Raw genomic sequence first — 26,167 nt, 5'->3', positions numbered from 1 at the left:
CCGAACATCATCATGCGCGTCGCCGATTTTTCCTTCGAACTCCCTGATTCCCTGATCGCCCGCCACCCGTTGGCCGAGCGCCATGGCAGCCGTCTGCTGGTGCTCGATGGGCCTACCGGCGCGCTGGCGCACCGGCAATTCCCCGACTTGCTCGACTATCTGCGCCCCGGCGACTTGATGGTGTTCAACAACACCCGGGTGATCCCGGCGCGGTTGTTTGGCCAGAAAGCCTCCGGCGGCAAGCTGGAGGTACTGGTCGAACGCGTGCTCGACAGCCACCGGGTGCTGGCCCATGTGCGCGCCAGCAAGGCGCCCAAGGTAGGCGCGGTCATCCTCATCGATGGCGGTGGCGAGGCCGAAATGGTCGCGCGTCATGACACGCTGTTCGAGCTTCGCTTCACCGAAGAGGTGCTGCCGTTGCTCGACCGTGTCGGCCATATGCCGTTGCCGCCCTATATCGACCGCCCGGACGAGGGCGCCGACCGTGAGCGCTACCAGACCGTGTACGCCCAGCGCGCCGGTGCGGTCGCCGCACCTACTGCAGGCCTGCACTTTGACGAGGCGCTGCTGGAAAAGATCGCAGCCAAGGGTGTCGAACGCGCCTTCGTCACCCTGCATGTGGGCGCCGGCACCTTCCAGCCGGTGCGGGTCGACAAGATCGAAGACCACCACATGCATAAAGAGTGGCTCGAAGTGGGCCAGGACGTGGTCGATGCCATAGAGGCCTGCCGGGCCCGTGGTGGTCGGGTGATCGCGGTTGGCACCACCAGTGTGCGTTCGCTGGAAAGCGCCGCGCGTGATGGCGTGCTCAAGGCCTTCAGTGGCGACACCGACATCTTCATCTACCCGGGCCGCCCGTTCCATGTGGTCGATGCCCTGGTCACCAACTTCCATCTGCCGGAGTCCACGCTGCTGATGCTGGTCTCGGCTTTCGCCGGCTACCCCGAGACCATGGCTGCCTATGCAGCGGCGGTCGAGCACGGGTACCGCTTCTTCAGTTACGGTGATGCCATGTTCATCACCCGCAATCCGGCGCCACGCGGGCCCGAGGATCAAGCATGAGTCGCACCTGTCGAATGTCCTTCGAACTGCTGGCCACCGACGGCAAGGCCCGTCGTGGTCGCATCACCTTCCCACGTGGCACCGTGGAAACCCCGGCATTCATGCCGGTGGGTACCTATGGCACGGTCAAGGGCATGCTGCCACGCGATATCGAGGCCATTGGCGCCGAGATGATCCTTGGCAACACCTTCCACCTGTGGCTGCGTCCGGGCACCGAGGTGATCAAGAAGCACAACGGTCTGCACGATTTCATGCAGTGGAAAGGCCCGATCCTCACCGACTCCGGTGGTTTCCAGGTGTTCAGCCTGGGTGCCATGCGCAAGATCAAGGAAGAGGGCGTGACCTTCGCCTCGCCAGTCGATGGCTCGAAGGTGTTCATGGGCCCGGAAGAGTCGATGCAGGTGCAGCGTGACCTGGGCTCGGACGTGGTAATGATCTTCGACGAGTGCACCCCGTACCCGGCCGAGCACGATGTGGCACGCACTTCCATGGAGCTGTCGCTGCGCTGGGCCCAGCGCTCGAAGAACGCCCACGCCGACAACACCGCCGCGCTGTTCGGCATTGTCCAGGGTGGCATGTACCAGGACCTGCGCATGCGCTCGCTGGAAGGCCTGGAGAATATCGGTTTCGATGGCCTGGCCATCGGCGGCCTGTCGGTGGGCGAGCCCAAGCACGAAATGATCAAGGTGCTGGATTACCTGCCGGGCCAGATGCCTGCTGACAAACCTCGTTACCTTATGGGGGTAGGCAAACCGGAAGATCTCGTTGAGGGTGTGCGCCGCGGCGTCGACATGTTCGACTGCGTGATGCCGACGCGTAACGCGCGCAACGGTCATCTGTTCGTCGATACAGGGGTGATCAAGATCCGCAACGCGTTCCATCGTCACGATGAATCGCCGCTGGACCCGACCTGTGACTGCTATACCTGCACCAACTTCTCGCGCGCCTATCTCCATCATCTGGACAAATGCGGCGAAATGCTGAGCAGCATGCTGAATACCATCCACAACTTGCGCCATTATCAGCGCTTGATGGCCGGTTTACGCGAGGCTATTCAACAGGGTAAATTGGCCGCCTTTGTCGACGCCTTCTACGCCAAGCGCGGGCTTCCTGTACCGCCCTTGGACTGACTGTCCGCATCCATTATTAGAAAATTACATTAGGAGTGCCCAATGAGCTTCTTCATCCCCGCCGCATACGCGGACGCTGCAGCACCTGCCGCTGGCCCAGCCGGTACCGGCTTCGAGTGGATTTTCCTGGTCGGTTTCCTGGTCATCTTCTACCTGATGATCTGGCGCCCGCAGGCCAAACGCGCGAAAGAGCAGAAGAACCTGCTGAGCAACTTGCAGAAAGGTGACGAAGTTGTCACCAACGGCGGCATCGCCGGCAAGATCGTCAAGGTTTCCGATGATTTCGTGGTGCTGGAAGTGTCCGACACTGTCGAGCTGAAGTTCCAGAAGGGTGCCATTGCTGCGACCCTGCCAAAAGGTACGCTCAAGGCTATCTGAGTTACCGGTTTTATTTTCCAGTCGGGGCGCGCAACGCGCCCCGCGTCTTGAACGGGCGGCGTGATGCTGAACAAATATCCTCTGTGGAAATATGCACTGATCGTGCTGGTACTGGTGGTCGGTTTCATTTATTCCGCTCCCAACCTCTACCCGGATGACCCGGCGGTACAGATCAGCGGTGCCAGTTCGGCGCTGCAGGTGAATCAGGCCGACCTCGATCGCGTCAGCAAGGCGCTGGTCGATGCCAAGATCGCTGTAAAGGGCGCAAGCCTGGGTGAAAAGGGTAGCGGGCTGATCCGCCTGACCAATCAGGAAGACCAGCTGCCAGCCAAGGATGTAGTGCGCAAGGCACTGGGCGATGATTACGTCGTGGCCCTGAACCTGGCTCAGACTACCCCGCAATGGCTGCGCAACCTGGGCGCAAGCCCGATGAAGCTGGGCCTGGACCTGTCCGGTGGTGTGCACTTCCTGCTGGAAGTGGACATGGACAAGGCCATGACTGCCCGCATGAAAGTCTACGAAGGCGAGGTCAAGACCTTGCTGCGCAAAGAGCGCATCCGCTACCGCAGCCTGCCTCAGCAGGATGGCGGCATCATGCTGGGCTTCGCTGACGATACTGCCCGCGAACAGGCACGTGCCCTGATCCGCAAGAATTTCAATGATTTCGACCTGACCACCACCGAGCGCAACGAGCTTGCGGTGCTGCGTCTGGCGCTGACCCAGGCGAAAGTCGCCGAGATCCGCGAATACTCGATCAAGCAGAACCTCACCACCGTGCGCAACCGCGTAAACGAACTGGGTGTGGCCGAGCCGCTGGTACAGCGCCAGGGCGCCAACCGTATCGTGGTCGAACTGCCAGGTGTGCAGGACACTGCCGAAGCCAAGCGTATCCTTGGTAAAACGGCCAACCTTGAGTTCCGCTTCGGTGCCGAGCCGGGCGCGTCCAAGGCCACCACCGAGGTGTTCGAGTTCCGTGAAGGCGGCCGCTCCGCTGCCGTCGAGCGTGGCCTGATCATCACCGGTGACCAGGTTACCGACGCCCAGGCCAGTTTTGACGAGCATGGTAGCCCGCAGGTGAACATCCGCCTGGATGGTCACGGTGGCGAGCTGATGAGTCGTGCTACCCGTAGCAACGTCGGCCGTAGCATGGCGGTGATCTTCATCGAGCAGAAGCCGGTGACCCGCTACGTCAAGCAGACTGTCGGTGGCGTCGAGAAGGACGTTGCCGTACAAAGTTTTGTGGAAGAGAAGAAAATCATCAGCCTGGCGACCATCCAGTCGCCGCTGGGCAGCCAGTTCCGCATTACCGGCCTGAACGGCCAGGGCGAATCTTCGGAGCTGGCACTGCTGCTGCGTGCCGGTGGCCTGGCCGCGCCAATGTACTTCGCTGAAGAGCGTACCATTGGGCCAAGCCTGGGTGCCGACAACATCACCAAGGGTATCGACGCCTCGCTGTGGGGCATGTTGTTTGTCTCTCTGTTCATCATTGCCATCTACCGCGCCTTCGGCGTGCTGGCCACCATCGCCCTGGCGGGCAACATGGTGCTGCTGCTGGCGTTGATGTCGCTGCTGGGGGCGACCCTGACCCTGCCGGGCATCGCTGGCATCGTATTGACCATGGGTATGGCGGTGGACGCCAACGTGCTGATCTTCTCGCGTATTCGCGAAGAGATCGCTGCTGGCATGTCGGTGCAGCGCGCCATTCACGAAGGCTTCAATCGCGCCTACTCGGCAATCGTCGACGCCAACCTGACCACTCTGTTGGTCGGCGGGATCCTGTTCGCCATGGGTACCGGCCCGGTCAAAGGCTTTGCTGTCACCATGTCCCTCGGGATTTTCACCTCGATGTTCACTGCCATCATGGTGACCCGTGCATTGGTCAACCTGACCTGTGGCGGGCGTGACATCAAGAAGCTGTGGGTTTGAGGGAGCTGCGATGAAAACCATCAATTTCATGGGTGTGCGCAAAGTCGCGTTCGCCGTCACCGTGCTCCTCACCGTGCTGGCGCTGTTCAGTTGGTGGCAAAAGGGCCTGAACCTCGGGCTGGACTTCACCGGGGGCACGCTGATCGAGTTGACCTACGAACGCCCGGCCGACGTCAAGGCTGTGCGTGCCGAGCTGGTCAATTCCGGCTTCCACGAAGCCGTGGTTCAGAGCTTCGGTGCTACCACCGACCTGTTGGTACGCATGCCGGGCGACGACCCGATGCTGGGTAACAAGGTGGCCGAAGCCCTGCAGAAGGTTGGCGGCGACAACCCGGCCAAGGTCAAGCGTGTCGAGTTCGTCGGCCCGCAAGTGGGTGAAGAGCTGCGTGACCAGGGCGGCTTGGGCATGCTTCTGGCCCTGGGCGGCATCCTCATCTACCTGGCGTTCCGCTTCCAGTGGAAGTTCGCCGTGGGGGCGATCGTTTCGCTGATCCACGACGTGGTGGTAACGCTGGGTATCCTGTCGTTCTTCCAGATCACCTTTGACCTGACGGTGCTGGCGGCGGTACTGGCGATCATCGGTTACTCGCTGAACGACACCATTGTCGTGTTCGACCGGGTGCGCGAGAACTTCCGCGTGATGCGCAAGGCCTCGTTGATCGAGAACATCAACATTTCCACCACTCAGACCCTGCTGCGTACCGTCGCCACTTCGGTTTCGACCCTGTTGGCCATCGCCTCATTGCTGTTCTTCGGGGGTGACAACCTGTTCGGGTTCTCACTGGCACTGTTCATTGGTGTCATGGCCGGTACTTACTCGTCGATCTATATCGCCAACGTGGTACTGATCTGGCTGAACCTGAGCAGCGAAGATCTCATTCCGCCGGTCAAGGCCGAGGGTGTGGACGAACGTCCGTAAGTTCTTCCCTGCGCCGCCTGGCGGTGAAAAGGCGCGAGTGTTGAACTCGCGCCTTTTTTTTTGCTCCAAGGCTGGGAGAAGCGCGGGTTCTTGCCCGCTGGTACGATCAGGAGGTTCACGTGAATAAATCAATGCTGGTGGGTGCGGTGCTGGGTGCTGTCGGTGTAACTGCCGGAGGTGCTGTGGCGACCTACAGCTTGGTGAACAAAGGCCCTGAAGTCGCCCAGGTGACTGACGTGCAGCCGATCAAGCAGCAGGTGAAAACCCCGCGTGAAGTTTGCAAGGACGTGACTGTGACGCGGCAGGCGCCGGTCAAGGATCAACACCAGATTGCCGGTACCGTAGTCGGTGCGTTGGCAGGTGGTCTGTTGGGTAACCAGATTGGTGGCGGTACCGGCAAGAAGATTGCCACGGTGGCCGGTGCGGTCGGTGGTGGTTATGCGGGTAACAAGGTGCAGGAAGGCATGCAGGAGCGTGATACCTACACAACCACGCAAACCCGCTGCAACACGGTCAACGACATCAGCGAGAAGGTAGTGGGCTACAACGTGACCTATTCCATCGGTGATCAGGTAGGCAAGGTGAAGATGGATCGCGAACCGGGGTCGACCATTCCGTTGGACAAGAATGGCAAGTTGATCCTGAGCGAAGCTGGTCAGTAATTTGCGTTGTCTGTACGGGCCTCTTCGCGGGTAAACCCGCTCCTACAGGGGCAATGCGATCCATGTAGGAGCGGGTTTACCCGCGAAGAGGCCGGCACAGGCCACGCAAAACCACCAAGCACAAAAAAAGCACCTCGAGAGGTGCTTTTTGTTTGCCGGCAATCTGCGCTTAGCGCTTCATGCTTTCTGGCAGGTGTGGCTGGATGGCAGTCAGTACCGCCTTGAAGCACTTGATGTTGCCTGCAACGATGTGGCCTTTGTCGAGGAAGTCGTGGCCGCCGTTGAAGTCGCTCACCAGGCCACCGGCTTCCTGGATCAGCAGCACGCCAGCTGCCATGTCCCATTCGGACAGGCCCGACTCCCAGAAGGCGTCGAAGCGGCCAGCGGCCACGTAGGCCAGGTCCAGGCTGGCGGAGCCGGCGCGGCGGATGCCGGCGGTCTGGCCGGTCAAGGCGCGGAACATGCCCAGGTAGTTGTCCATGTCCGCCATCTGGCCATCACGGAATGGGAAGCCGGTGCCCAGCAGGGCGCCTTCCAGGCTTGTACGCGAGCTGACGCGCAGGCGGCGGCCGTTGAGTTGGGCGCCACGGCCCCGGCTGGCGGTGAATTCTTCCTGTCGAACCGGGTCGACGATCACGGCGTGCTCAAGGCGACCGCGGTACTTGCAGGCGATGCTGACGGCGAAGTGCGGGATGCCGCGCAGGAAGTTGGTGGTGCCGTCCAGCGGATCGATGATCCACAGGTAATCCTTGCCTTCTTCGCCGCTACCCGCGTGCAGACCGGTTTCCTCGCCCTGGATGGAGTGGTTCGGGTAGGCCTTGCGCAGGGCGTTGACGATGCTTTGCTCGGCGGCGCGATCGACTTCGGAAACGTAGTCCTTGGCCTCTTTCTCATCGACCTTGATGCTATCCAGGCGTTCGATGGAGCGGAAAATCAGTTCACTGGCGCTGCGAGCGGCGCGCAGGGCGATATTCAGCATAGGCTGCATGGGCGGGTCACCTGGAGATGTTAAAGAAGAAAGCCGATCATTCTAGCAGAAAACTTTGGCGGCAGAAGTGTCACATTTGCTTTCATGGCGTTACGTCTGTCGGTTCTGTAAGATCGAAGGCCCTGATTCCTGCATCTGTGAGCACAACACCTTGCTGCAAAATATTCGTGTTGTTCTGGTCAATACCAGCCACCCCGGCAACATCGGCGGCGCTGCGCGTGCCATGAAAAACATGGGCTTGTCGCGTCTGGTGCTGGTGCAGCCGAAAGAATTCCCCGCCTTGGATGCCAGTGCCCGTGCCTCGGGCGCCGACGACTTGCTGGATAACGCCCAGGTGGTCGACAGCCTCGAACAGGCGCTGGTCGGCTGCAACCTGGTGATGGGCACCAGCGCCCGCGAGCGCAGCATTCCCTGGCCGTTGATCGGCCCGCGTGAGTGCGGTGCCAAGGCGGTGGAACATGCCAATGGCGGCGAGGAAATCGCCCTGGTGTTCGGGCGCGAACACGCCGGCCTGACCAACGAAGAACTGCAGCGATGTCACTTCCATGTGCACATTCCCTCCAATCCCGACTTCAGCTCGCTGAACCTGGCTGCTGCCGTGCAGGTGCTCTCCTACGAGGTGCGCATGGCCTGGCTGGCTGCCGGCGAGGTGCCGGGCAAAGTCGAGAAGATTGATGCCACTGAGCTGGCGACCATGGATGAAATGGAGCTGTTCTACGACCACCTGGAGAAAACCCTGGTGGGCATTGGCTTCCTCGACCCCGAAAAGCCCAAGCACCTGATGCCGCGCCTGCGCCGGCTGTATGGGCGGGTGGCGGTCGAGCGTTCGGAAATGAGCATTTTGCGCGGCATCCTCACCGAGACCCAGAAAGTGGTCCGGGGCGAGCCGCATAAACGGAAGGACTGACAGATGTTCGAACGCCTGCGTGAAGATATTCAAAGCGTATTCCACCGTGACCCGGCTGCGCGCAATGCCTTCGAGGTGCTCACCTGCTACCCCGGCATGCATGCCATCTGGCTGCACCGCCTGGGCAATGCCCTGTGGAGGCGTGATTTCAAATGGCTGGCCCGGCTGGTGTCGAATTTCGGCCGCTGGCTGACCGGTATCGAAATCCACCCGGGCGCCACCATTGGCCGGCGCTTTTTCATCGACCACGGTATGGGTATCGTCATTGGCGAAACCGCCGAGATCGGCGATGACGTCACCCTGTACCAGGGCGTGACGCTCGGTGGCACCAGCTGGAACAAAGGCAAGCGCCACCCCACCTTGGAGAACGGCGTGGTGGTAGGGGCGGGAGCCAAGGTGCTTGGGCCTTTCACCGTCGGCGCCGGGGCCAAGATCGGTTCCAATGCGGTGGTCACCAAGGCGGTGCCGGCAGGGGCTACGGCGGTGGGCATTCCGGGGCGGATCATCGTCAAGAGCGAGGACACCGAAGTCGAAGCCAAGCGTAAGGCAATGGCCGAGAAGATCGGCTTTGACGCCTATGGTGTCAGCGGCGACATGCCCGACCCGGTGGCGCGCGCCATCGGCCAGATGCTCGACCATCTGCAGGCTGTCGACGAACGGTTGGAGGGTATGTGTGGCGCGCTGACCAAGATGGGCAGTGACTATTGTGCCAAGGAACTGCCGGCCTTGCCGGAGGACGACTTCACCGAGGTTGCCCAGGTGGTCCAGCGCGACACCCAGTCGCATTGATTGCGCCGCACTGAAATCATGGTGACATGCGGGGCGTGTGCTCACGCCCCTCGTCTGCTACAATCGCGCCCGCCTCCCCGATGCAAACCCGACTAAAGCAGTAGGTCTAATAGTTGACTTAAATGCTCGGGAATCGCATACTCGCACACATCCCGAAACTCCCGTGGTACCCAATAGCCATGCGACTGACTACCAAAGGCCGATACGCTGTGACCGCCATGCTCGACCTGGCGTTGCACGCGAAGCATGGGCCGGTGTCTTTGGCCGATATTTCCGAGCGCCAGGGCATTTCCCTCTCTTATCTGGAGCAGCTGTTCGCCAAGCTGCGCCGCAGCAGCCTGGTTTCCAGCGTGCGCGGTCCGGGCGGTGGCTACCAGCTGTCGCGGGGCATGGAAACCATCCAGGTGGCCCAGGTCATCGATGCGGTCAACGAATCGGTCGATGCCACCCGTTGCCAGGGCCTCGGGGACTGCCATGCCGGTGATACCTGCCTGACCCACCACCTGTGGTGCGACCTCAGCCAGCAGATCCATGAATTCCTCAGCGGTATAAGCCTGGCCGACCTCGTCAAGCGCCGTGATGTGCAGGAAGTCGCCCAGCGCCAGGACCTGCGGCGTGTCGCAGGACGAACCGCCCAGCTGGACAAGATTGAGACGTCTGCCGTCGATTGACCCCCTGGGACGACGAGCGACGCCACCGCCTGATAGGAGAGACAAATGAAGTTGCCGATCTACCTCGATTACTCTGCGACCACTCCGGTCGACCCACGCGTGGCCCAGAAGATGGCCGACTGCTTGCTGGTCGACGGAAACTTCGGTAACCCGGCCTCGCGCTCCCACGTCTTTGGCTGGAAAGCCGAGGAAGCGGTGGAAAACGGTCGCCGCCAGGTTGCCGAGCTGATCAACGCCGATCCGCGTGAAATCGTCTGGACCAGCGGTGCCACCGAGTCCGACAACCTCGCACTCAAAGGTGTCGCGCACTTCTATCAGACCAAGGGCAAGCACATCATTACCTCCAAGATCGAGCACAAGGCGGTCCTGGATACCGCTCGCCAGCTGGAGCGTGAAGGTTTTGAGGTCACCTACCTGGAACCGGGCGAAGACGGTATCGTCACCCCGGCCATGGTAGAGGCGGTGCTGCGCGACGACACCATCCTGGTCTCGCTGATGCATGTGAACAACGAAGTCGGCTCGATCAACGACATTGCCGCCATCGGTGAACTGACCCGTTCGCGCGGCGTGCTGTTCCATGTCGACGCCGCCCAGTCGGCCGGCAAGGTCGAAATCGACCTGCAAAAGCTGAAGGTCGACCTGATGTCGTTCTCGGCGCACAAGGTCTATGGCCCGAAAGGCATCGGCGCACTGTACGTCAGCCGCAAGCCGCGTGTACGCCTGGAAGCCATCATTCACGGCGGCGGTCATGAGCGCGGCATGCGTTCGGGCACCTTGCCGACCCACCAGATCGTCGGCATGGGCGAAGCCTTCGCCATTGCCAAGCAGGAAATGGTTGCAGAAAACGCACGCATCAAGGCCCTTAGCGACCGCTTCTTCAAGCAGGTCTCGAACCTTGAAGAGCTGTACGTCAATGGCAGCCAGACTGCACGTGTACCGCACAACCTGAACCTGAGCTTCAACTACGTCGAAGGCGAATCGCTGCTGATGTCGCTGAAAGACATCGCTGTATCGTCCGGTTCGGCCTGTACCTCCGCGTCACTCGAGCCGTCCTACGTACTGCGTGCTCTGGGCCGCAACGACGAGCTGGCGCACAGCTCGATCCGCTTCTCCTTCGGCCGTTTCACCACCGAAGAAGAAGTCGACTACGCCGCGCAGAAAGTCTGCGAGGCTGTCAACAAATTGCGTGAACTGTCGCCGCTGTGGGATATGTACAAAGACGGCGTTGACATCTCCAAGATCGAGTGGGCCGCCCACTAAGCAGTCGCCGGCAAGAGCGGCTCCCTGATGAGGAAGGAATTGCACCATGGCATACAGTGAAAAGGTCATCGACCACTACGAAAACCCGCGCAACGTCGGCAAGATGAATGCCGAAGACCCGGATGTCGGCACCGGCATGGTCGGCGCCCCGGCCTGCGGTGACGTGATGCGCCTGCAGATCAAGGTCAACGAGCAGGGCGTTATCGAAGACGCCAAGTTCAAGACCTACGGCTGCGGTTCGGCCATCGCCTCCAGCTCCCTCGCCACCGAGTGGATGAAGGGCAAGACCCTGGACGAGGCCGAAACCATCAAGAACACCCAACTGGCCGAAGAACTGGCGTTGCCGCCGGTCAAGATCCACTGCTCGGTACTCGCCGAGGATGCCATCAAGGCAGCCGTACGCGACTACAAGCAGAAGAAAGGCTTGATCTAAGTCGCCTGTTGCAAGGTAAGGAGTTCTGATGGCTATCAGCATGACAGAAGCCGCCGCCAACCACATTCGCCGCTCCCTCGACGGGCGCGGCAAAGGTGAGGGCATTCGCCTGGGCGTGCGCACCACCGGTTGCTCGGGTCTGGCCTACGTGCTGGAATTCGTCGACGAACTGGCGGACGAAGATCAGGTGTTCGAGAACCATGGCGTCAAGGTGATCATCGATCCCAAGAGCCTGGTTTACCTCGATGGCACCGAGCTGGATTTCGTCAAGGAAGGGTTGAACGAAGGCTTCAAGTTCAACAACCCCAACGTGCGCGGTGAGTGTGGCTGCGGCGAAAGCTTCAACGTTTGAGGCTGGCTGTGGGTACTCCTTGTCATTACGCATTGTTTGACCTCCAGCCAAGCTTCCGTCTGGATCTCGACAAGCTGGCCACTCGCTATCGCGAGCTGGCCCGCGAAGTCCATCCTGACCGCTTTGCCGACGCCTCCGAGCGTGAGCAGCGTATAGCGCTGGAAAAATCCGCGGCCCTCAACGACGCTTACCAGACGCTGCGCAGTGCGCCGCGTCGCGCGCGCTATCTGCTGGCCATCAGCGGCCACGAAGTGCCTCAGGAAGTCACGGTCCACGACCCTGACTTCCTGCTGCAGCAGATGCAGTGGCGTGAAGAGCTCGAAGAACTGCAGGATGAAGCCGACCTTGATGGTGTAGGCGTGTTCAAGAAGCGCCTGAAGGTTGCCCAGGACACGCTGAATGAGGACTTTGCCGGCTGCTGGGATGCCCCAGGCGAGCGCGACAAGGCTGAACGCCTGATGCGCCGCATGCAGTTCCTCGACAAGCTCGCCCAAGAAGTGCGCCAACTGGAAGAGCGCCTCGACGATTAACCCCGGTGCTGCCCGTGATGGCACCTAAGGTATTCAGATAAGCATGGCCCTACTGCAGATTGCCGAACCCGGTCAAAGCCCTCAGCCGCACCAGCGCCGCCTGGCGGTTGGGATCGACCTGGGCACCACCAACTCAATGGTTGCTGCTTTGCGCAGCGGCCGTAGCGAGCCCCTGCCCGATGCGCAGGGTAACGTCATTCTGCCGTCCGCGGTGCGCTACCTCGAAGGGCGCATCGAAGTGGGGCAGGCCGCGCGTGATGCTGCCTCCAGCGACCCGTTTAACACCGTGCTGTCGGTCAAGCGCCTGATGGGGCGCGGCCTGGCCGACGTCAAGCAGCTGGGCGAGCAACTGCCATACCGTTTTGTGGGTGGTGAATCGCATATGCCGTTCATCGACACTGTGCAGGGGCCGAAAAGCCCTGTGGAAGTGTCTGCCGACATCCTGAAGGTGTTGCGCGAGCGTGCCGAAGCCACCTTGGGTGGCGAGTTGGTGGGCGCGGTGATCACCGTGCCGGCCTATTTCGATGACGCCCAGCGTCAGGCTACCAAAGACGCTGCGCGTCTGGCCGGCCTGAACGTGCTGCGCCTGCTCAACGAACCGACTGCGGCCGCCGTAGCCTACGGCCTGGACCAGAACGCCGAAGGCGTGGTGGCCATCTATGATCTGGGCGGCGGCACTTTCGATATTTCAATTCTGCGGCTGACCGCTGGTGTATTCGAAGTGCTGGCCACCGGCGGTGATACCGCTCTGGGTGGTGATGACTTCGACCATGCTATTGCTGGCTGGATCATCGAGCAGGCTGGCCTGTCGTCCGATCTGGACCCGGCTACCCAGCGCGCGCTGCTGCAAACCGCCTGCGCCGCCAAGGAAGCCCTGACCGATGCTGACGTGGTCAACGTCAGCCACGGTGCCTGGCACGGTGAGCTGACCCGTAGCGCCTTCGAAGCCATGATCGAACCACTGGTTGCCCGCAGCCTGAAGGCTTGCCGCCGCGCCGTGCGCGACAGTGGTGTTGAGCTGGAAGAGGTCAGCGCCGTGGTCATGGTCGGTGGTTCGACCCGCGTGCCGCGTGTGCGTGAGGCCGTGGGCGCGCTGTTCGGGCGCACCCCGCTGACCTCGATCGACCCGGACCAGGTGGTGGCCATCGGTGCCGCCATCCAGGCCGACACCCTGGCCGGCAACCGCCGCGAAGGTGGCGAGCTGCTGCTGCTCGATGTCATCCCGCTGTCGCTTGGTCTTGAAACCATGGGCGGGCTGATGGAGAAGGTGATCCCGCGTAACACCACCATTCCAGTGGCCCGCGCTCAGGAGTTCACCACGTACAAAGATGGCCAGTCGGCCATGATGATCCATGTGCTGCAGGGCGAGCGCGAGCTGATCAGCGACTGCCGTTCGCTGGCCCGCTTCGAGCTGCGCGGCATTCCTGCCATGGTTGCCGGTGCTGCGAAAATCCGCGTCACCTTCCAGGTGGATGCCGATGGCCTGCTCAGCGTCGCTGCCCGCGAGCTGGGTTCGGGCGTGGAAGCCAGCATTCAGGTCAAGCCGTCCTACGGTCTGACCGACGGCGAAATCGCCCGCATGCTCAAGGACTCCTTCGAACACGCCGGTTCCGACAAGCACGCCCGCCAGCTGCGAGAGCATCAGGTAGATGGCGAGCGGCTGCTCGAAGCGGTACAGGGCGCCCTGGACGCCGACGGCGAGCGCCTGCTCAGCAGTGACGAGCGCGACGCCATCGAATTCCAGATGCAAGAACTACGTGATTTGCTGGCCGGCACCGATGGCGCAGCCATCGAGCAACAGACCAAGCGTCTGTCGCAGGTGACCGATGCATTTGCCGCCCGTCGCCTTGATTCGACGGTCAAAGCCGCACTGGCCGGGCGCAACCTGAATGAGATCGAGGAGTAATCGATGCCGCTGGTGACATTCCTGCCGCATGAGAAGTTCTGCCCCGAGGGGCTGACCGTGGAGGTCAAGCCCGGGACCAACATCCTGGAGCTGGCCCACGACCATCACATCGAGATGGAAAGTGCCTGCGGCGGCGTCAAGGCCTGTACTACTTGCCACTGCATCGTGCGCAAGGGCTTCGATTCGCTCGAAGAGGCTGACGAACTGGAAGAGGACATGCTGGACAAAGCCTGGGGCCTGGAGGCGCAGTCGCGCCTTGGCTGTCAGGTGGTCGTCGCTGACGAAGACCTGACCATCGAGATCCCCAAGTATTCGCTCAACCACGCTGCCGAAGCACCGCACTGAGGGCCTGTACATGAGTCTGAAATGGGTTGATGTACTTGAGATCGCAATCCAGCTTGCAGAAAGCAAGCCTGAGGTCGATCCTCGTTATGTGAATTTCGTGGACCTGCACCGCTGGGTGCTGGCATTGCCCGAGTTCAGCGACGATCCGTCACGCGGCGGTGAGAAAGTGCTCGAGGCAATCCAGGCCGCCTGGATCGACGAAGCCGACTAAGCGTCACTTGCAGGTTAGGCAATCCCCCGGAACCCGCGTATAATTCGCGGGTTTAATTTTTCGTAACACTCATATTCTGGAGTTTTCCATGGCTGTTCAACGTACTTTCTCCATCATCAAGCCTGACGCTGTTGCCAAAAACGTCATCGGCAAGATCACCACTCGCTTCGAAGAAGCCGGCCTGAAAATCGTTGCCTCGAAAATGAAGCAACTGTCCAAAGCCGAAGCCGAAGGCTTCTACGCTGAGCACAGCGAGCGCGGCTTCTTCGGTGACCTGGTTGCCTTCATGACTTCCGGTCCGGTCGTTGTCCAGGTTCTGGAAGGCGAGAACGCCATCGTCAAGAACCGTGAGCTGATGGGCGCTACCAACCCTAAAGAAGCTGCTGCCGGCACCATCCGTGCTGACTTCGCCGAGTCGATCGACGCCAACGCCGTTCACGGTTCGGACTCCGAAGCTGCTGCTGCTCGCGAAATCGCTTACTTCTTCGCTGCTACCGAGGTAACCACTCGCTAAGCGAAAGCTTACGGGTGAGGGTGAATCCATGACGACATCTACTGGCAAAATCAACCTGTTGGGTCTGACCCAGCCGGAAATGGAACAATTCTTCGACTCTATCGGGGAGAAGCGCTTCCGTGCCGGCCAGGTGATGAAATGGATTCACCATTTTGGCGTGTCCGACTTTGCGGCCATGACCAACGTAGGCAAGGTCTTGCGCGAAAAGCTCGAGGCCGTTGCCGAGATTCGCCCGCCGGAAGTGGTCAGTGAAGACATTTCCGCCGACGGCACCCGCAAATGGGTGATCCGCGTTGCCTCCGGCAGCTGCGTCGAGACCGTCTATATTCCAACCGACGACCGCGGCACCCTCTGCGTATCGTCGCAAGCCGGCTGTGCCCTGGACTGCAGCTTCTGCTCCACCGGCAAGCAAGGCTTCAACAGCAACCTTACCGCCGCCGAAGTGATCGGCCAGGTGTGGCTTGCCAACAAATCCTTCGGGACCGTTCCTGCCAAAGTCGACCGCGCGATTACCAACGTGGTCATGATGGGCATGGGCGAGCCCTTGCTGAACTTTGACAACGTCATTGCCGCCATGAAAATCATGATGGATGACCTTGGCTATGGCATTTCCAAGCGTCGTGTCACCTTGTCCACCTCGGGCGTGGTGCCGATGATCGACGAGCTGGCCAAGCACATCGACGTGTCGCTGGCCCTGTCGCTGCACGCGCCGAACGACGAACTGCGCAACAAGCTGGTGCCGATCAACAAGAAGTACCCGCTGAAGATGCTGCTGGAATCGTGCATGGGCTACATGTCCACCTTGGGCGGCAAGCGCGTGCTCACCATCGAGTACACCCTGCTCAAGGACGTCAACGACCAACCCGAGCATGCCGCGCAGATGATCGAACTGTTGCGCGATGTACCCTGCAAGATCAACCTGATCCCGTTCAACCCGTTCCCGCATTCGGGCTACGAGCGACCAAGCAACAACGCCATTCGTCGCTTCCAGGATCTGCTGCACCACGGTGGCTTCAACGTCACCACCCGTACCACGCGCGGCGACGACATCGACGCTGCCTGTGGCCAACTGGTCGGTCAGGTCAATGACCGTACCCGCCGCAGTGAGCGCTATATCGCTGTTCGCCAGCTTTCTGCGGACGTCGAACTGCCAGACAGCGCCGCCAGCCACTGACAGGTACCTTGCCCATGAGCCTGCGCGCCGCGTCGATCCTTGCGCTTTCGCTGCTGGCCGGCTGCGTGTCAGGCGGCGCGAGCGACCCCTTGGCCAGCCGCCAGGGCAGAGTGGAGGCGGGGCGGGCTTATGTACAGCTTGGCTTGGGTTATTTGCAACAAGGTTTGACCGAACAGGCCAAGGCGCCGCTGGGCAAGGCCCTGGCACTGGATGACCAGGATGTCGACGCGCACGCGGCACTGGCGGTAGTGTTTCAAGCCGAAGGTGAGCCGGCGCTGGCCGAAGCACACTTTCGCAAGGCCTTGCTGATAAGTCGCGGTGACACGCGAATTCGCAACAATTACGGCAGTTTCCTTTATGCTCAGGGGCGATTTGCCGAGGCCAAGCAGATGTTTCGCCTGGCCAGTGCCGATACCCTGTATCCTGAGCGCTCACGCGTGTACGAAAATCTGGGCCTGACCGCCCTGAAGCTCGAACGCCGCGATCAGGCGCACGCGTATCTGTTGAAAGCGTTACAACTCAACCAGCACCAACCAAAAGCGTTGCTGGAAATGGCTGAGTTGTCCTACGAAAACAGGCATTATGTGCCGGCCCGGGACTACTACGATCGTTTCAGCCAGTTGAGCGACCACGACGCCCGTAGCCTGCTGCTGGGCAGCCGCCTTGCCAGGGTGTTCGACGAGCAGGGCGCACTGGCCGAATTGGGCCAGCAATTACAACGACTTTATCCCGGTACGCCGGAATACCAGCAATACCTGTCGGAGCAACGATGAACGCCGCGCATCCCGAAGTAGCAGTAGCGCCTGGCCAGAACCCCGGTGAGCTTTTGCGCCTGGCCCGTGAGAAACGGGACTGGTCTCAAGCCGAGGTGGCCCGCAAGCTCAACCTCACTGTCAGTTCGTTGAACCATGTGGAAACCGGCGCCTTCGACAAGCTGCCCGGGCATACTTTCGCTCGTGGCTACATTCGTGCCTACGCCAAGTTGATGGACCTCGACCAGGCCGCCCTGGTAGATGCCTTCGACCGCTACACCGGTACCCACGCCAAAGGCAGCGACGTGCATTCGCTGGGCCGTATCGAAGAGCCTGTGCGGCTGTCGCACAACATCCTGCGCGGCGTCAGCCTGTTGTTGCTGGTGGCTGTTGTCGGTGGTGGCTTTTTCTGGTGGCAGGACCAGGGCAGCCTGCGGGGCAAGGAGCTGGCCAAGATTGCCCTGGAGCACGTCGAGGTCGAAAGCGCCGACGGCACGACACAGATTCACCCGCTCGATGAGCCTGAAGACCAGGCCGTTTCCGTTGGCCAGCAAGCTGAAAGTGCACCGCTGGCGCTGGAGCGAGGCGCTGCCGAGCAGCCTGCTGCCGCTGAACAGGCGCCGGTAAGCTCGGAGCCAGCCATTGCCGCAGCGCCTGCTCCGGCACAGCAAGCGCCTGCGCAACCCGCACCTGCTGCTTCGCCTGCTCCGGTTACGCCCCCGGTACAGGCCGCTGCTGCACCTGCACCGGCCGCCGCTGAGCCTGCCGCGGTGCCGACTGGCAGTGCCAAGGTCGCCATTCAGTTCACCGCCGATTGCTGGACCCAGGTCAGCGACGGCAACGGCAAGGTGCTGTTCAGCGCCATCAAGCGCAAGGGGGACAACCTCGAGCTGACCGGCAAGCCGCCTTTCTCGGTACGCCTGGGCTTTGCCCGGGGCGCCCAGGTCAGCTACAACGGCCAGGCCGTCGATGTTGCTCCGTTCACCAGTGGCGAGACTGCTCGCCTGAAGTTGGGACAGTAAGTCATGCACGGCGAATCTCCGATCAAGCGTCGCGAATCCCGCAAAATCTGGGTTGGCAATGTGCCGGTGGGCGGTGATGCGCCCATCGCGGTGCAGAGCATGACCAACACCGACACCAACGATGTCGCTGCCACCGTGGCGCAAATCCAGCGTCTGGTCGATGCCGGCGTGGACATCGTGCGGGTCTCGGTGCCGGACATGGACGCGGCCGAAGCTTTTGGCAAGATCAAGCAACTGGTCAGCGTGCCGCTGGTCGCCGACATCCATTTCGACTACAAGATCGCATTGCGCGTTGCCGAGCTGGGTGTTGATTGCCTGCGTATCAACCCGGGCAACATCGGCCGTGAAGACCGTGTGCGCGCCGTGGTCGATGCCGCCCGCGACCGTGGCATTCCGATTCGTATCGGGGTCAACGCCGGTTCGCTGGAAAAAGACCTGCAGAAGAAGTACGGCGAACCGACCCCGGCTGCGCTGGTCGAGTCGGCCCTGCGTCACGTCGAGCATCTCGACCGCCTGGATTTCCAGGACTTCAAGGTCAGCGTCAAGGCCTCGGACGTGTTCATGGCTGTCGAAGCCTACCGCCTGTTGGCCAAACAGATCGTACAGCCGCTGCATCTGGGCATCACTGAAGCCGGCGGCCTGCGCTCGGGGACGGTGAAGTCCGCCGTCGGCCTCGGTATGCTGCTGGCCGAAGGTATTGGCGATACCATCCGTATCTCGCTGGCGGCCGACCCGGTCGAAGAAGTGAAAGTCGGCTACGACATCCTCAAGTCGCTGCATCTGCGTTCGCGTGGTATCAACTTCATCGCCTGCCCGAGCTGCTCGCGGCAGAACTTCGATGTGGTCAAGACCATGAACGAGCTGGAAGGGCGTCTGGAAGACCTGCTGGTGCCGCTGGATGTGGCGGTGATTGGTTGCGTGGTCAACGGTCCGGGTGAAGCCAAGGAAGCCCATGTTGGGTTGACCGGCGGCACGCCGAACCTGATCTACATCGACGGCAAGCCTGCCCAGAAACTGACCAATGACAACCTGGTCGATGAGCTGGAAAAGCTCATCCGCCAGAAAGCGGCCGAAAAGGCCGAAGCCGACGCGGCGCTGATCGTCCGTGGCTGACACACCGAATTCGTAAGGACTTTTCGTGAGCAAATCGCTGCAAGCCATTCGTGGCATGAACGACATCCTGCCAGAACAGTCGCCGCTGTGGCGCTACTTCGAAGGCACCGTGGCCGGTCTGCTGGACACCTACGGGTACAGCCAGATCCGCACGCCGATCGTCGAGTTCACCGAGCTGTTCAAACGCTCGATCGGTGAAGTGACCGACATCGTCGAAAAAGAGATGTACACCTTCGAGGACCGCAACGGCGATTCGCTGACCCTGCGTCCTGAAGGCACCGCTGCCTGCGTGCGAGCGGTGCTCGAGCACGGCATCACCGGCAACGGTCAGGTGCAGAAGCTGTGGTACATCGGCCAGATGTTCCGCCACGAGCGTCCGCAGAAGGGCCGTTACCGTCAGTTCCATCAGATTGGCGTGGAAGTGTTCAACCTGGACGGCCCGGACATCGATGCCGAGCTGATCATGTTGACCTGGCGCCTGTGGGGCCTGCTGGGCATCCAGGACGCGGTCAAGCTCGAGCTCAACAGCCTGGGCACCAGTGAAGCCCGCGCACGCTACCGTGACGCGCTGGTCGAGTTCCTTTCGGCGCGTCTGGAGCAGTTGGACGAAGACAGCCAGCGTCGCCTGAAGAGCAACCCGCTGCGCATCCTCGACAGCAAGGACCAGAACACCCAGGCGGTGCTGGTCGGCGCGCCGAAGCTGGAAGACTACCTGGACGAAGAATCGCGCGTGCACTTCGAGGGCCTCAAGGCCCGCCTGGATGCCGCCGGTATTCCGTTCGTGATCAACACCAAGCTGGTACGTGGCCTGGACTATTACAGCAAGACCGTGTTCGAGTGGGTAACCGACAAGCTCGGCGCCCAGGGCACAGTGTGCGCGGGTGGCCGTTACGACGGCCTGGTCGAACAGATGGGTGGCAAGCCGACCACTGGCGTTGGTTTCGCCATGGGCATCGAGCGCCTGATCCTGCTGTTGGAAACCCTGGGCAAAGTGCCGGAGTCCATCAGCCGCCAGATCGACGTGTACCTGTGCGCCTTTGGCGAGCAGGCGGAGCTGGCCGGCCTGCGCCTGTCCGAAGGCCTGCGCGACCGCTTGCCGGGCCTGCGCCTGGCCGTCAACGCCGGTGGTGGCAGCTTCAAGAGCCAGTTCAAGAAAGCCGACAAGAGCGGTGCACTGTTCGCCCTGATCCTCGGCGACGACGAGCTGGCCAAGCAAGAAATCGGCTTGAAGCCCCTGCGCGGCCAGGGCGAACAACAGAACATTGCCTGGGATGCTCTTGCAGAGCACCTGGAAACCGCGATCGCGCAGGCGTAACGCGGTTCAACAAGCGAATAGGCGAAAAGGAGTATTGGGGTGTCGAGTACCGATGATGATGACCTGGCAGGGATCAAGGACTGGTGGAGCCGCAACGGCAAGCCGCTGCTGACCGGCGCATTGCTGGCTGGCGTGGTGGTGTTGGGCTGGAATACCTGGCACAAGTACCAGAACAACCAGTCGCAAGGTGCCTCGCAGTTGTATCAGGCGTTGATTGAAACCAGCCTGACACCGACCGGCCAGCCGGACACCACCAAGGTCGCGGAGCTGGCCGGCAAGCTCAAGAGCGAGTTTGGCGGCACCGCTTACGCCCAGTACGGCAGCCTGTTCGTGGCCAAGGTCGCGGTCGACAGCGGCAAGCTCGATGACGCCGCAGCGGAGCTGAAAAGCGTGCTGGACAATCCGGCCGACGTCACCCTGGGCGAGATTTCGCGTCAGCGTCTGGCGCGCGTACTGGCAGCCCAGAACAAGGCCGAAGATGCCCTGAAGCTGCTCGACGGCGACGCCGACAAAGCTTTTCTGGCCAGCCGTGAAGAGTTGAAGGGTGACCTGCTGGTTCAGCTGGGTCGCGCCGACGACGCACACAGCGCTTACGAAAAAGCCAAGGCCGCGCTGTCCGATGACGCGGCGGTCGGTGGCTTGCAATTGAAGCTGGATGACCTGGCTAAAGGGGACGCGTAAGTGATCGGTTGGAAACATGCAGCAGTGCTGACCCTGGCCGTACTGGCCGCGGGTTGCAGCAGCAACAGCAAGAAGGAACTGCCCCCGGCCGAGCTGACCAAGTTCACCGAGGAAGTGGTGCTGAAGAAGCAGTGGAGCCGTTCGATCGGTGACGGCCAGGGTGAAACCTACAACACCCTGGTCCCGGCCATCGAGAACGACCGCATCTACGCTTCCGACGTCAACGGCGAAGTCTATGCCCTTGATCGCATCACCGGTGACGTGGTGTGGAAGAAGGACCTGGAGCTGAAGGTTTCCGGCGCAGTTGGCGTGGGCTACGGCCTGGTCATGCTCGGTACCCTCAAGGGTGAAGTCATTGCCCTGGACTCCAGCACCGGTGAAGAGCGTTGGCGCTCGCGCGTGACCAGCGAAGTGCTGGCCCCGCCTGCCAACAACGGTGACGTGGTGGTGGTGCAGACCCAGGACGACCGCCTGATTGGCCTGGATGCCGCCACTGGCGACCGCCGTTGGATCTACGAGAACTCCCCGGCCGTGCTGACGCTGCGTGGCACCGGTGCACCGATCGCCACCAACCGCCTGGCTGTTGCCGGCCTGTCTACCGGCAAGGTTGTGGCGGTGGACATCAACAATGGTGTGCCGGTGTGGGAAAGCCGCGTGGCCATCCCGCAGGGCCGTTCCGAGCTGGACCGTGTGGTCGACATTGACGGCGGCCTGCTGCTGTCCGGTGGTATCTTGTACGTCAGCACTTACCAGGGACGCGTTGCTGGCCTGGACCTGGAAAGCGGCCGCGAGCTGTGGCAGCGCGATGCCTCCAGCTACGTGGGTGTCGCCCAGGGCTTCGGTAACGTCTATGTGAGCGAGGCTTCTGGCTCGGTCGAGGGTATCGATGAGCGTTCTTCCAGTGCCCTGTGGACCAACGACTCGATGGCGCGTCGCCAACTGACCGCGCCTGAAGTGTTCTCCAGCTACGTAGCGGTAGGGGACTTCGAAGGTTACCTGCACTTGCTCAGCCAGGTCGATGGTCGTTTCGTCGGCCGTGAGCGCATCGACAGCGATGGCCTGCGCGCCCGCCCGCTTGTGGTCGGCGACACCATCTATGTCTTTGGCAACAGCGGCAAGCTCGAGGCACTGACCATCCGCTGAAGCTATGCTTGAAGCCTTGACCGGCTTCAAGTCGCGGCGTACGCGCCGCCCGTACTCCGGCCGCTGCCTTGCAGCGGCCTTTGCATTTTCAAGAATTCGAGAGTGGAGAGCCGATGGTTCCCGTAATTGCCCTGGTGGGCCGCCCGAACGTCGGCAAATCCACCATGTTCAACCGCCTGACCAAGACCCGCGATGCCATCGTCGGTGACCTGTCGGGCCTGACCCGTGACCGCCAGTATGGTGATGCCAGCTGGCAGGGTCGCTCCTTCATCCTGATCGACACCGGTGGTATCACCGGTGACGAAGTGGGCATGGACGAGAAAATGGCCGAGCAGTCGCTCATGGCCATCGAAGAAGCCGACTACGTGCTGTTCCTGGTTGATGCCCGTGCGGGCATGACCGCAGCCGACCAGATGATCGCCGAGCACCTGCGCAAGCGGAACAAGTCGGCGATCCTGGTTGCCAACAAGATCGACAACATCGACCCCGACGTTGCCCGCGCCGAATTCTCGCCAATGGGCATGGGTAACGCCATCCCGGTGGCGGGCTCCCAGGGCCGTGGTATCAGTGCCCTGATGGAAGCCGTGCTCGGCCACTTGCCGCGCGATGCCGAAGAGGAAGCCCTCGACCAGGACGTCGCTGAAGGTGAGGAAGCCGTGCGCATTCCTGGCCCAAGCGAGAAGGATGGCATCAAGATCGCCATCATCGGTCGCCCGAACGTTGGCAAGTCGACGCTGGTCAACCGCATGCTCGGCGAAGAGCGTGTGGTGGTCTACGACGAGCCAGGCACCACCCGTGACAGTATCTACATCCCGTTCGAGCGCGATGGCGAGAAGTACACCTTCATCGACACCGCCGGGGTGCGCAAGCGGGGCAAGATCCACGAGGAAGTCGAGAAGTTCTCGGTAGTGAAGACGCTGCAGGCGATCAAGGACGCCAACGTCGTCATCTTCGTCATGGATGCCCGCGAAGGTGTGGTCGACCATGACCTGAACCTGCTGGGCTTCGCCCTTGAAGCCGGTCGCGCCATCGTCATTGCCCTGAACAAGTGGGATGGCATGGAGCCAGGTGAGCGTGCTTACGTGAAGACCGAGCTGGAGCGCCGGCTGTTCTTCGTCGACTTTGCCGACATCCACTTCATTTCCGCGCTGCATGGCACGGGCGTGGGCAACTTGTACAAGTCGGTACAGGCTGCGTTCATGTCCGCGGTTACCCGTTGGCCAACCAGCCGCCTGACGCAAATCCTCGAAGATGCCGTGAGTGAGCACCAGCCGCCGATGGTCAATGGTCGCCGCATCAAGCTGCGCTATGCCCACCTCGGCGGTGCCAACCCGCCGCTGATCGTGATCCACGGCAACCAGACCGACAGCATTCCCAAGTCGTACTCGCGTTACCTGGAAAACACCTATCGTCGGGTGCTCAAGCTGGTCGGTACGCCGATCCGTATCGAGTACAAGGGGGGTGAGAACCCGTACGAGGGCAAGAAGAACACCCTTACCGATCGCCAGGTCAACAAGAAGCGCCGCCTGATGTCGCACCACAAGAAGGCCGAGAAGAAGCGTCGCGACAAACGTTAAGTAGCGCCATGTGGGGGCGGGCAAGGTCGCCCCCACAGACGCCCCTTGATCCAGAGCAATCCCCCTATTGTTTCAACCTTTTTCCTGACCGCTTGATCCGCTATGCTCGGACTCCACCCCGTGCCGGATATACCCCAGGAAAGAGGGCTCCATGATCCGCAGCAAACTGCCGAATGTCGGCACGACCATCTTCACCACCATGTCCCAGCTCGCCGTGCAGGCTGGCGCGCTCAACCTGTCCCAGGGTTTTCCTGACTTCAATGGCCCGCAGGCCCTGCTTGATGCAGTGGGCCGGCACGTGGCTGCCGGGCATAACCAGTATTCGCCGATGACCGGCCTGCCGGCCTTGCGCCAGCAGGTAGCGGCCAAGGTCGAGCGGCTGTATGGGGCCAGGGTGGATGCCGATCAGGAAGTGACTATCACCCCCGGCGCCACCGAGGCTATTTTCTGTGCCATCCAGGCGGTGGTACATGCCGGTGACGAAGTGATCGTCTTCGACCCCTGCTACGACAGTTACGAGCCGTCGGTGGAGCTGGCCGGTGGCCGCTGTGTTCATGTGCAGTTGAGCGACGGCACCTTCCGTATCGACTGGCAGAAATTCAGCGATGCCTTGAGCCCGCGCACGCGCATGGTCATCCTCAACTCGCCACACAACCCCAGCGGCGCGCTGATCACTCGCGAAGACCTCGACCAGCTGGCCGCGCTTATTGCCGACCGCGATATCTACCTGGTCAGCGATGAAGTGTACGAGCACCTGGTCTACGACGGCGTACGCCACGCCAGCGTGCTGGCCCATGAGCAGTTGTACTCGCGTGCCTTCGTGGTCAGTTCGTTCGGCAAGACGTACCACGTTACCGGCTGGAAGACCGGGTACGTGATCGCACCGCCTGCCCTGAGCGCCGAGCTGCGCAAAGTGCACCAGTACGTCAACTTCTGTGGGGTGACGCCGCTGCAGTGTGCCTTGGCCGATTTCATGGCCGAGCACCCCGAGCATATTGATGAGTTGCCGGCCTTTTACCAGGCCAAGCGCGACCTGTTCTGCGGTTTGCTGGGAGGCTCGCGTTTCAACTTTACCCGCACGACGGGCACTTATTTCCAACTGGTGGACTATTCGCAAATCCGCCCGGACCTGAACGACGTCGACATGTCGCTGTGGCTGACGCGTGAGCACGGCGTGGCGACCATCCCGGTATCGGTGTTCTACCAGCAACCCATCCCCGAGCAACGCCTGGTGCGCCTGTGCTTTGCCAAACGAGAGGAGACGCTGCGTCAGGCAGCGGAAAGACTATGCGCGATTTGAGTACACTGCCGAACCTGAAAGTCGCCCTGGTGCAAACCACCCTGGCCTGGCACGACCGCGAGGCCAACTACGCACATTTCGAGGTGCTGCTGGAGCAGGTGGGCGAGGTGGACTTGGTGATCCTGCCGGAAATGTTCACCACCGGCTTTTCGATGCAGTCGGAAAGCCTGTGCGAGCCGGAGAACGGTCCGACCTACAAATGGTTGAAGGCCCAGGCAAAGAAGCACAACGCGGTGATTACCGGCAGTGTGATCATCCAGGCGGCCGATGGCAGCCACCGCAACCGCCTGTTGTGGGCGCGGCCGGACGGCGAGATTCTGCACTACGACAAACGCCACCTGTTCCGCATGGCCGGTGAGCACAAACATTACACCCCAGGCGAGCGGCAGGTGCAGTTCGAGGTCAAGGGCTGGCGGATTCGCCCGCTGATCTGCTACGACCTGCGCTTCCCGGTGTGGAGCCGCGACGCCCAGGACACTGACCTGCTGCTGTATACCGCCAACTGGCCGGCCGCGCGCCGCCAGCACTGGAACCGTCTGCTGCCGGCGCGGGGCATCGAAAACCTGTGCTATGTGGCGGCGGTGAACCGGGTGGGCACGGACGGTAAAGGCTTTGCTTATTCTGGTGACAGCCAGGTGCTGGATTTCCAGGGTGAGAGCCTGCTCAGTGCCGGGGAGGCGGACGGGGTGTTTACTGCAGTACTGAGCGCGTCGGAACTGGCGGCGTACCGGGCCAAGTTCCCGGCCAACCTGGATGCCGATACCTTCGAGCTGCACTGACAGCAGCGCCGGCTTCTTCGCGGGCCTGCCCGCGAAAGGGCCTGGTGGCCAATCTCCCTGGCCCTTCACCGTTGCCGCCGCCACCGTATTCGCGGGTAAACCCGCTCCTACGCAGATCGGTGGTGGACACGCATCTGGGGTCGGACTCAGGCCGTGTAGGAGCGGGTTCACCCGCGAAGAGGCCGGCCCTGCTGGCCAATTTCCACCCGCCGTTCACCGTTGCCGCCGCCACCGTATTCGCGGGTAAACCCGCTCCTACGCAGATCGGAGGTGGACACGCATCTGGGGTCGGACTCAGGCCGTCGTGTAGGAGCGGGTTCACCCGCGA

28 protein-coding genes are annotated in these 26,167 nt (G+C 61.6%); 27 read left to right on the top strand and 1 reads right to left on the bottom strand.

Going from position 1 to position 26,167, the window contains the following annotated elements; all coding sequences use genetic code 11:
• Window positions 1-12 precede the first annotated feature (12 nt).
• The 6 genes from queA to ACYCCG_RS24340 all read left to right on the top strand — a co-directional run bounded on the left by queA (window position 13) and on the right by ACYCCG_RS24340 (window position 6,077).
• Window positions 13-1,062 (top strand): tRNA preQ1(34) S-adenosylmethionine ribosyltransferase-isomerase QueA, encoded by a 1,050-nt coding sequence (gene queA, locus ACYCCG_RS24365; RefSeq protein WP_021781763.1) that lies wholly within the window; start codon window positions 13-15, stop codon window positions 1,060-1,062.
• Window positions 1,063-1,076: 14 nt separating this feature from the next.
• Window positions 1,077-2,192 carry a tRNA guanosine(34) transglycosylase Tgt gene (gene tgt / locus ACYCCG_RS24360; protein ID WP_014589748.1) on the top strand — a complete coding sequence of 372 codons (1,116 nt, stop codon included), beginning with the start codon at window positions 1,077-1,079 and terminating at the stop codon, window positions 2,190-2,192.
• Window positions 2,193-2,234: 42 nt separating this feature from the next.
• Window positions 2,235-2,570 carry a preprotein translocase subunit YajC gene (yajC, locus tag ACYCCG_RS24355; RefSeq protein WP_003248556.1) on the top strand — a complete coding sequence of 112 codons (336 nt, stop codon included), beginning with the start codon at window positions 2,235-2,237 and terminating at the stop codon, window positions 2,568-2,570.
• A gap of 63 nt (window positions 2,571-2,633) precedes the next feature.
• A complete protein-coding gene (gene secD, locus ACYCCG_RS24350) occupies window positions 2,634-4,496 on the top strand; it encodes a protein translocase subunit SecD (RefSeq protein ID WP_209967932.1) in 1,863 nt (620 codons plus the stop codon).
• A gap of 10 nt (window positions 4,497-4,506) precedes the next feature.
• A complete protein-coding gene (gene secF / locus ACYCCG_RS24345) occupies window positions 4,507-5,415 on the top strand; it encodes a protein translocase subunit SecF (RefSeq protein ID WP_209967929.1) in 909 nt (302 codons plus the stop codon).
• 119 nt (window positions 5,416-5,534) lie between these two features.
• Complete coding sequence (locus tag ACYCCG_RS24340) at window positions 5,535-6,077, top strand: glycine zipper 2TM domain-containing protein (RefSeq protein WP_010952063.1); 543 nt, start codon at window positions 5,535-5,537, stop codon at window positions 6,075-6,077.
• A 169-nt stretch (window positions 6,078-6,246) separates the two neighbouring features.
• Here ACYCCG_RS24340 and suhB read toward each other — a convergent pair whose 3' ends face one another.
• Window positions 6,247-7,065, bottom strand: a complete 819-nt coding sequence (suhB, locus tag ACYCCG_RS24335) for a type III secretion system regulator SuhB (RefSeq protein ID WP_003248548.1) — start codon at window positions 7,063-7,065, stop codon at window positions 6,247-6,249.
• 151 nt (window positions 7,066-7,216) lie between these two features.
• Between suhB and trmJ the strand changes: the two genes are divergently transcribed.
• The 21 genes from trmJ (at window position 7,217) to ACYCCG_RS24230 (ending at window position 25,839) form a co-directional block, all read left to right on the top strand.
• Window positions 7,217-7,972, top strand: coding sequence for a tRNA (cytosine(32)/uridine(32)-2'-O)-methyltransferase TrmJ (gene trmJ / locus ACYCCG_RS24330; protein WP_176685529.1), 756 nt, complete (start codon window positions 7,217-7,219; stop codon window positions 7,970-7,972).
• A 3-nt stretch (window positions 7,973-7,975) separates the two neighbouring features.
• On the top strand, window positions 7,976-8,761 hold the full coding sequence (cysE, locus tag ACYCCG_RS24325; protein ID WP_209967927.1) for a serine O-acetyltransferase: 786 nt from the start codon (window positions 7,976-7,978) through the stop codon (window positions 8,759-8,761).
• Between the two features lie 179 nt (window positions 8,762-8,940).
• Window positions 8,941-9,432, top strand: a complete 492-nt coding sequence (iscR, locus tag ACYCCG_RS24320; protein ID WP_003248542.1) for a Fe-S cluster assembly transcriptional regulator IscR — start codon at window positions 8,941-8,943, stop codon at window positions 9,430-9,432.
• A gap of 45 nt (window positions 9,433-9,477) precedes the next feature.
• A complete protein-coding gene (locus ACYCCG_RS24315; protein WP_003248541.1) occupies window positions 9,478-10,692 on the top strand; it encodes an IscS subfamily cysteine desulfurase in 1,215 nt (404 codons plus the stop codon).
• Between the two features lie 46 nt (window positions 10,693-10,738).
• The gene (gene iscU, locus ACYCCG_RS24310) at window positions 10,739-11,125 is read left to right on the top strand and encodes a Fe-S cluster assembly scaffold IscU (protein ID WP_003248539.1); all 387 of its coding nucleotides are present in this window, start codon (window positions 10,739-10,741) and stop codon (window positions 11,123-11,125) included.
• A gap of 28 nt (window positions 11,126-11,153) precedes the next feature.
• Window positions 11,154-11,477 (top strand): iron-sulfur cluster assembly protein IscA, encoded by a 324-nt coding sequence (gene iscA, locus ACYCCG_RS24305; RefSeq protein WP_003248536.1) that lies wholly within the window; start codon window positions 11,154-11,156, stop codon window positions 11,475-11,477.
• A gap of 8 nt (window positions 11,478-11,485) precedes the next feature.
• Window positions 11,486-12,007 carry a co-chaperone HscB gene (gene hscB / locus ACYCCG_RS24300; RefSeq protein ID WP_209967925.1) on the top strand — a complete coding sequence of 174 codons (522 nt, stop codon included), beginning with the start codon at window positions 11,486-11,488 and terminating at the stop codon, window positions 12,005-12,007.
• A 43-nt stretch (window positions 12,008-12,050) separates the two neighbouring features.
• Window positions 12,051-13,913, top strand: a complete 1,863-nt coding sequence (gene hscA, locus ACYCCG_RS24295) for a Fe-S protein assembly chaperone HscA (protein WP_021781771.1) — start codon at window positions 12,051-12,053, stop codon at window positions 13,911-13,913.
• Between the two features lie 3 nt (window positions 13,914-13,916).
• Window positions 13,917-14,258, top strand: a complete 342-nt coding sequence (gene fdx, locus ACYCCG_RS24290) for an ISC system 2Fe-2S type ferredoxin (RefSeq protein WP_252459017.1) — start codon at window positions 13,917-13,919, stop codon at window positions 14,256-14,258.
• Window positions 14,259-14,268: 10 nt separating this feature from the next.
• Window positions 14,269-14,469: a Fe-S cluster assembly protein IscX gene (iscX, locus tag ACYCCG_RS24285; RefSeq protein WP_003248529.1), complete on the top strand. Its 201-nt coding sequence runs from the start codon at window positions 14,269-14,271 to the stop codon at window positions 14,467-14,469.
• Between the two features lie 88 nt (window positions 14,470-14,557).
• Window positions 14,558-14,983, top strand: a complete 426-nt coding sequence (ndk, locus tag ACYCCG_RS24280) for a nucleoside-diphosphate kinase (RefSeq protein ID WP_459672034.1) — start codon at window positions 14,558-14,560, stop codon at window positions 14,981-14,983.
• A gap of 28 nt (window positions 14,984-15,011) precedes the next feature.
• Window positions 15,012-16,157, top strand: coding sequence for a dual-specificity RNA methyltransferase RlmN (gene rlmN, locus ACYCCG_RS24275; protein ID WP_021781773.1), 1,146 nt, complete (start codon window positions 15,012-15,014; stop codon window positions 16,155-16,157).
• Between the two features lie 14 nt (window positions 16,158-16,171).
• Window positions 16,172-16,930, top strand: coding sequence for a type IV pilus biogenesis/stability protein PilW (gene pilW, locus ACYCCG_RS24270; protein ID WP_176685532.1), 759 nt, complete (start codon window positions 16,172-16,174; stop codon window positions 16,928-16,930).
• On the top strand, window positions 16,927-17,931 hold the full coding sequence (locus ACYCCG_RS24265) for a RodZ domain-containing protein (protein ID WP_459672033.1): 1,005 nt from the start codon (window positions 16,927-16,929) through the stop codon (window positions 17,929-17,931). The genes pilW and ACYCCG_RS24265 overlap by 4 nt, the downstream gene beginning before the upstream one ends.
• 3 nt (window positions 17,932-17,934) lie before the next feature.
• Entirely contained in the window at window positions 17,935-19,044 is a 1,110-nt protein-coding gene (ispG, locus tag ACYCCG_RS24260) for a flavodoxin-dependent (E)-4-hydroxy-3-methylbut-2-enyl-diphosphate synthase (protein ID WP_021781776.1), read from the top strand.
• 25 nt (window positions 19,045-19,069) lie between these two features.
• Window positions 19,070-20,359: a histidine--tRNA ligase gene (hisS, locus tag ACYCCG_RS24255; protein ID WP_003248516.1), complete on the top strand. Its 1,290-nt coding sequence runs from the start codon at window positions 19,070-19,072 to the stop codon at window positions 20,357-20,359.
• A gap of 39 nt (window positions 20,360-20,398) precedes the next feature.
• On the top strand, window positions 20,399-21,040 hold the full coding sequence (locus ACYCCG_RS24250; RefSeq protein ID WP_176685535.1) for a tetratricopeptide repeat protein: 642 nt from the start codon (window positions 20,399-20,401) through the stop codon (window positions 21,038-21,040).
• Window positions 21,041-22,183, top strand: a complete 1,143-nt coding sequence (gene bamB / locus ACYCCG_RS24245) for an outer membrane protein assembly factor BamB (RefSeq protein ID WP_021781779.1) — start codon at window positions 21,041-21,043, stop codon at window positions 22,181-22,183.
• Between the two features lie 113 nt (window positions 22,184-22,296).
• Window positions 22,297-23,760 carry a ribosome biogenesis GTPase Der gene (der, locus tag ACYCCG_RS24240; RefSeq protein WP_339444427.1) on the top strand — a complete coding sequence of 488 codons (1,464 nt, stop codon included), beginning with the start codon at window positions 22,297-22,299 and terminating at the stop codon, window positions 23,758-23,760.
• Window positions 23,761-23,911: 151 nt separating this feature from the next.
• Window positions 23,912-25,060, top strand: a complete 1,149-nt coding sequence (locus ACYCCG_RS24235; RefSeq protein ID WP_176685537.1) for a pyridoxal phosphate-dependent aminotransferase — start codon at window positions 23,912-23,914, stop codon at window positions 25,058-25,060.
• Window positions 25,048-25,839, top strand: a complete 792-nt coding sequence (locus ACYCCG_RS24230) for an amidohydrolase (protein WP_209967916.1) — start codon at window positions 25,048-25,050, stop codon at window positions 25,837-25,839. Before ACYCCG_RS24235 ends, ACYCCG_RS24230 begins: the two co-directional genes overlap by 13 nt.
• Window positions 25,840-26,167: the final 328 nt, after the last annotated feature.

The organism is Pseudomonas sp. VEM90, from assembly GCF_054611535.1.
The sequence above is the reverse complement of the archived record's forward strand: the minus strand, read 5'-3'. Positions and strand labels throughout refer to the sequence as shown.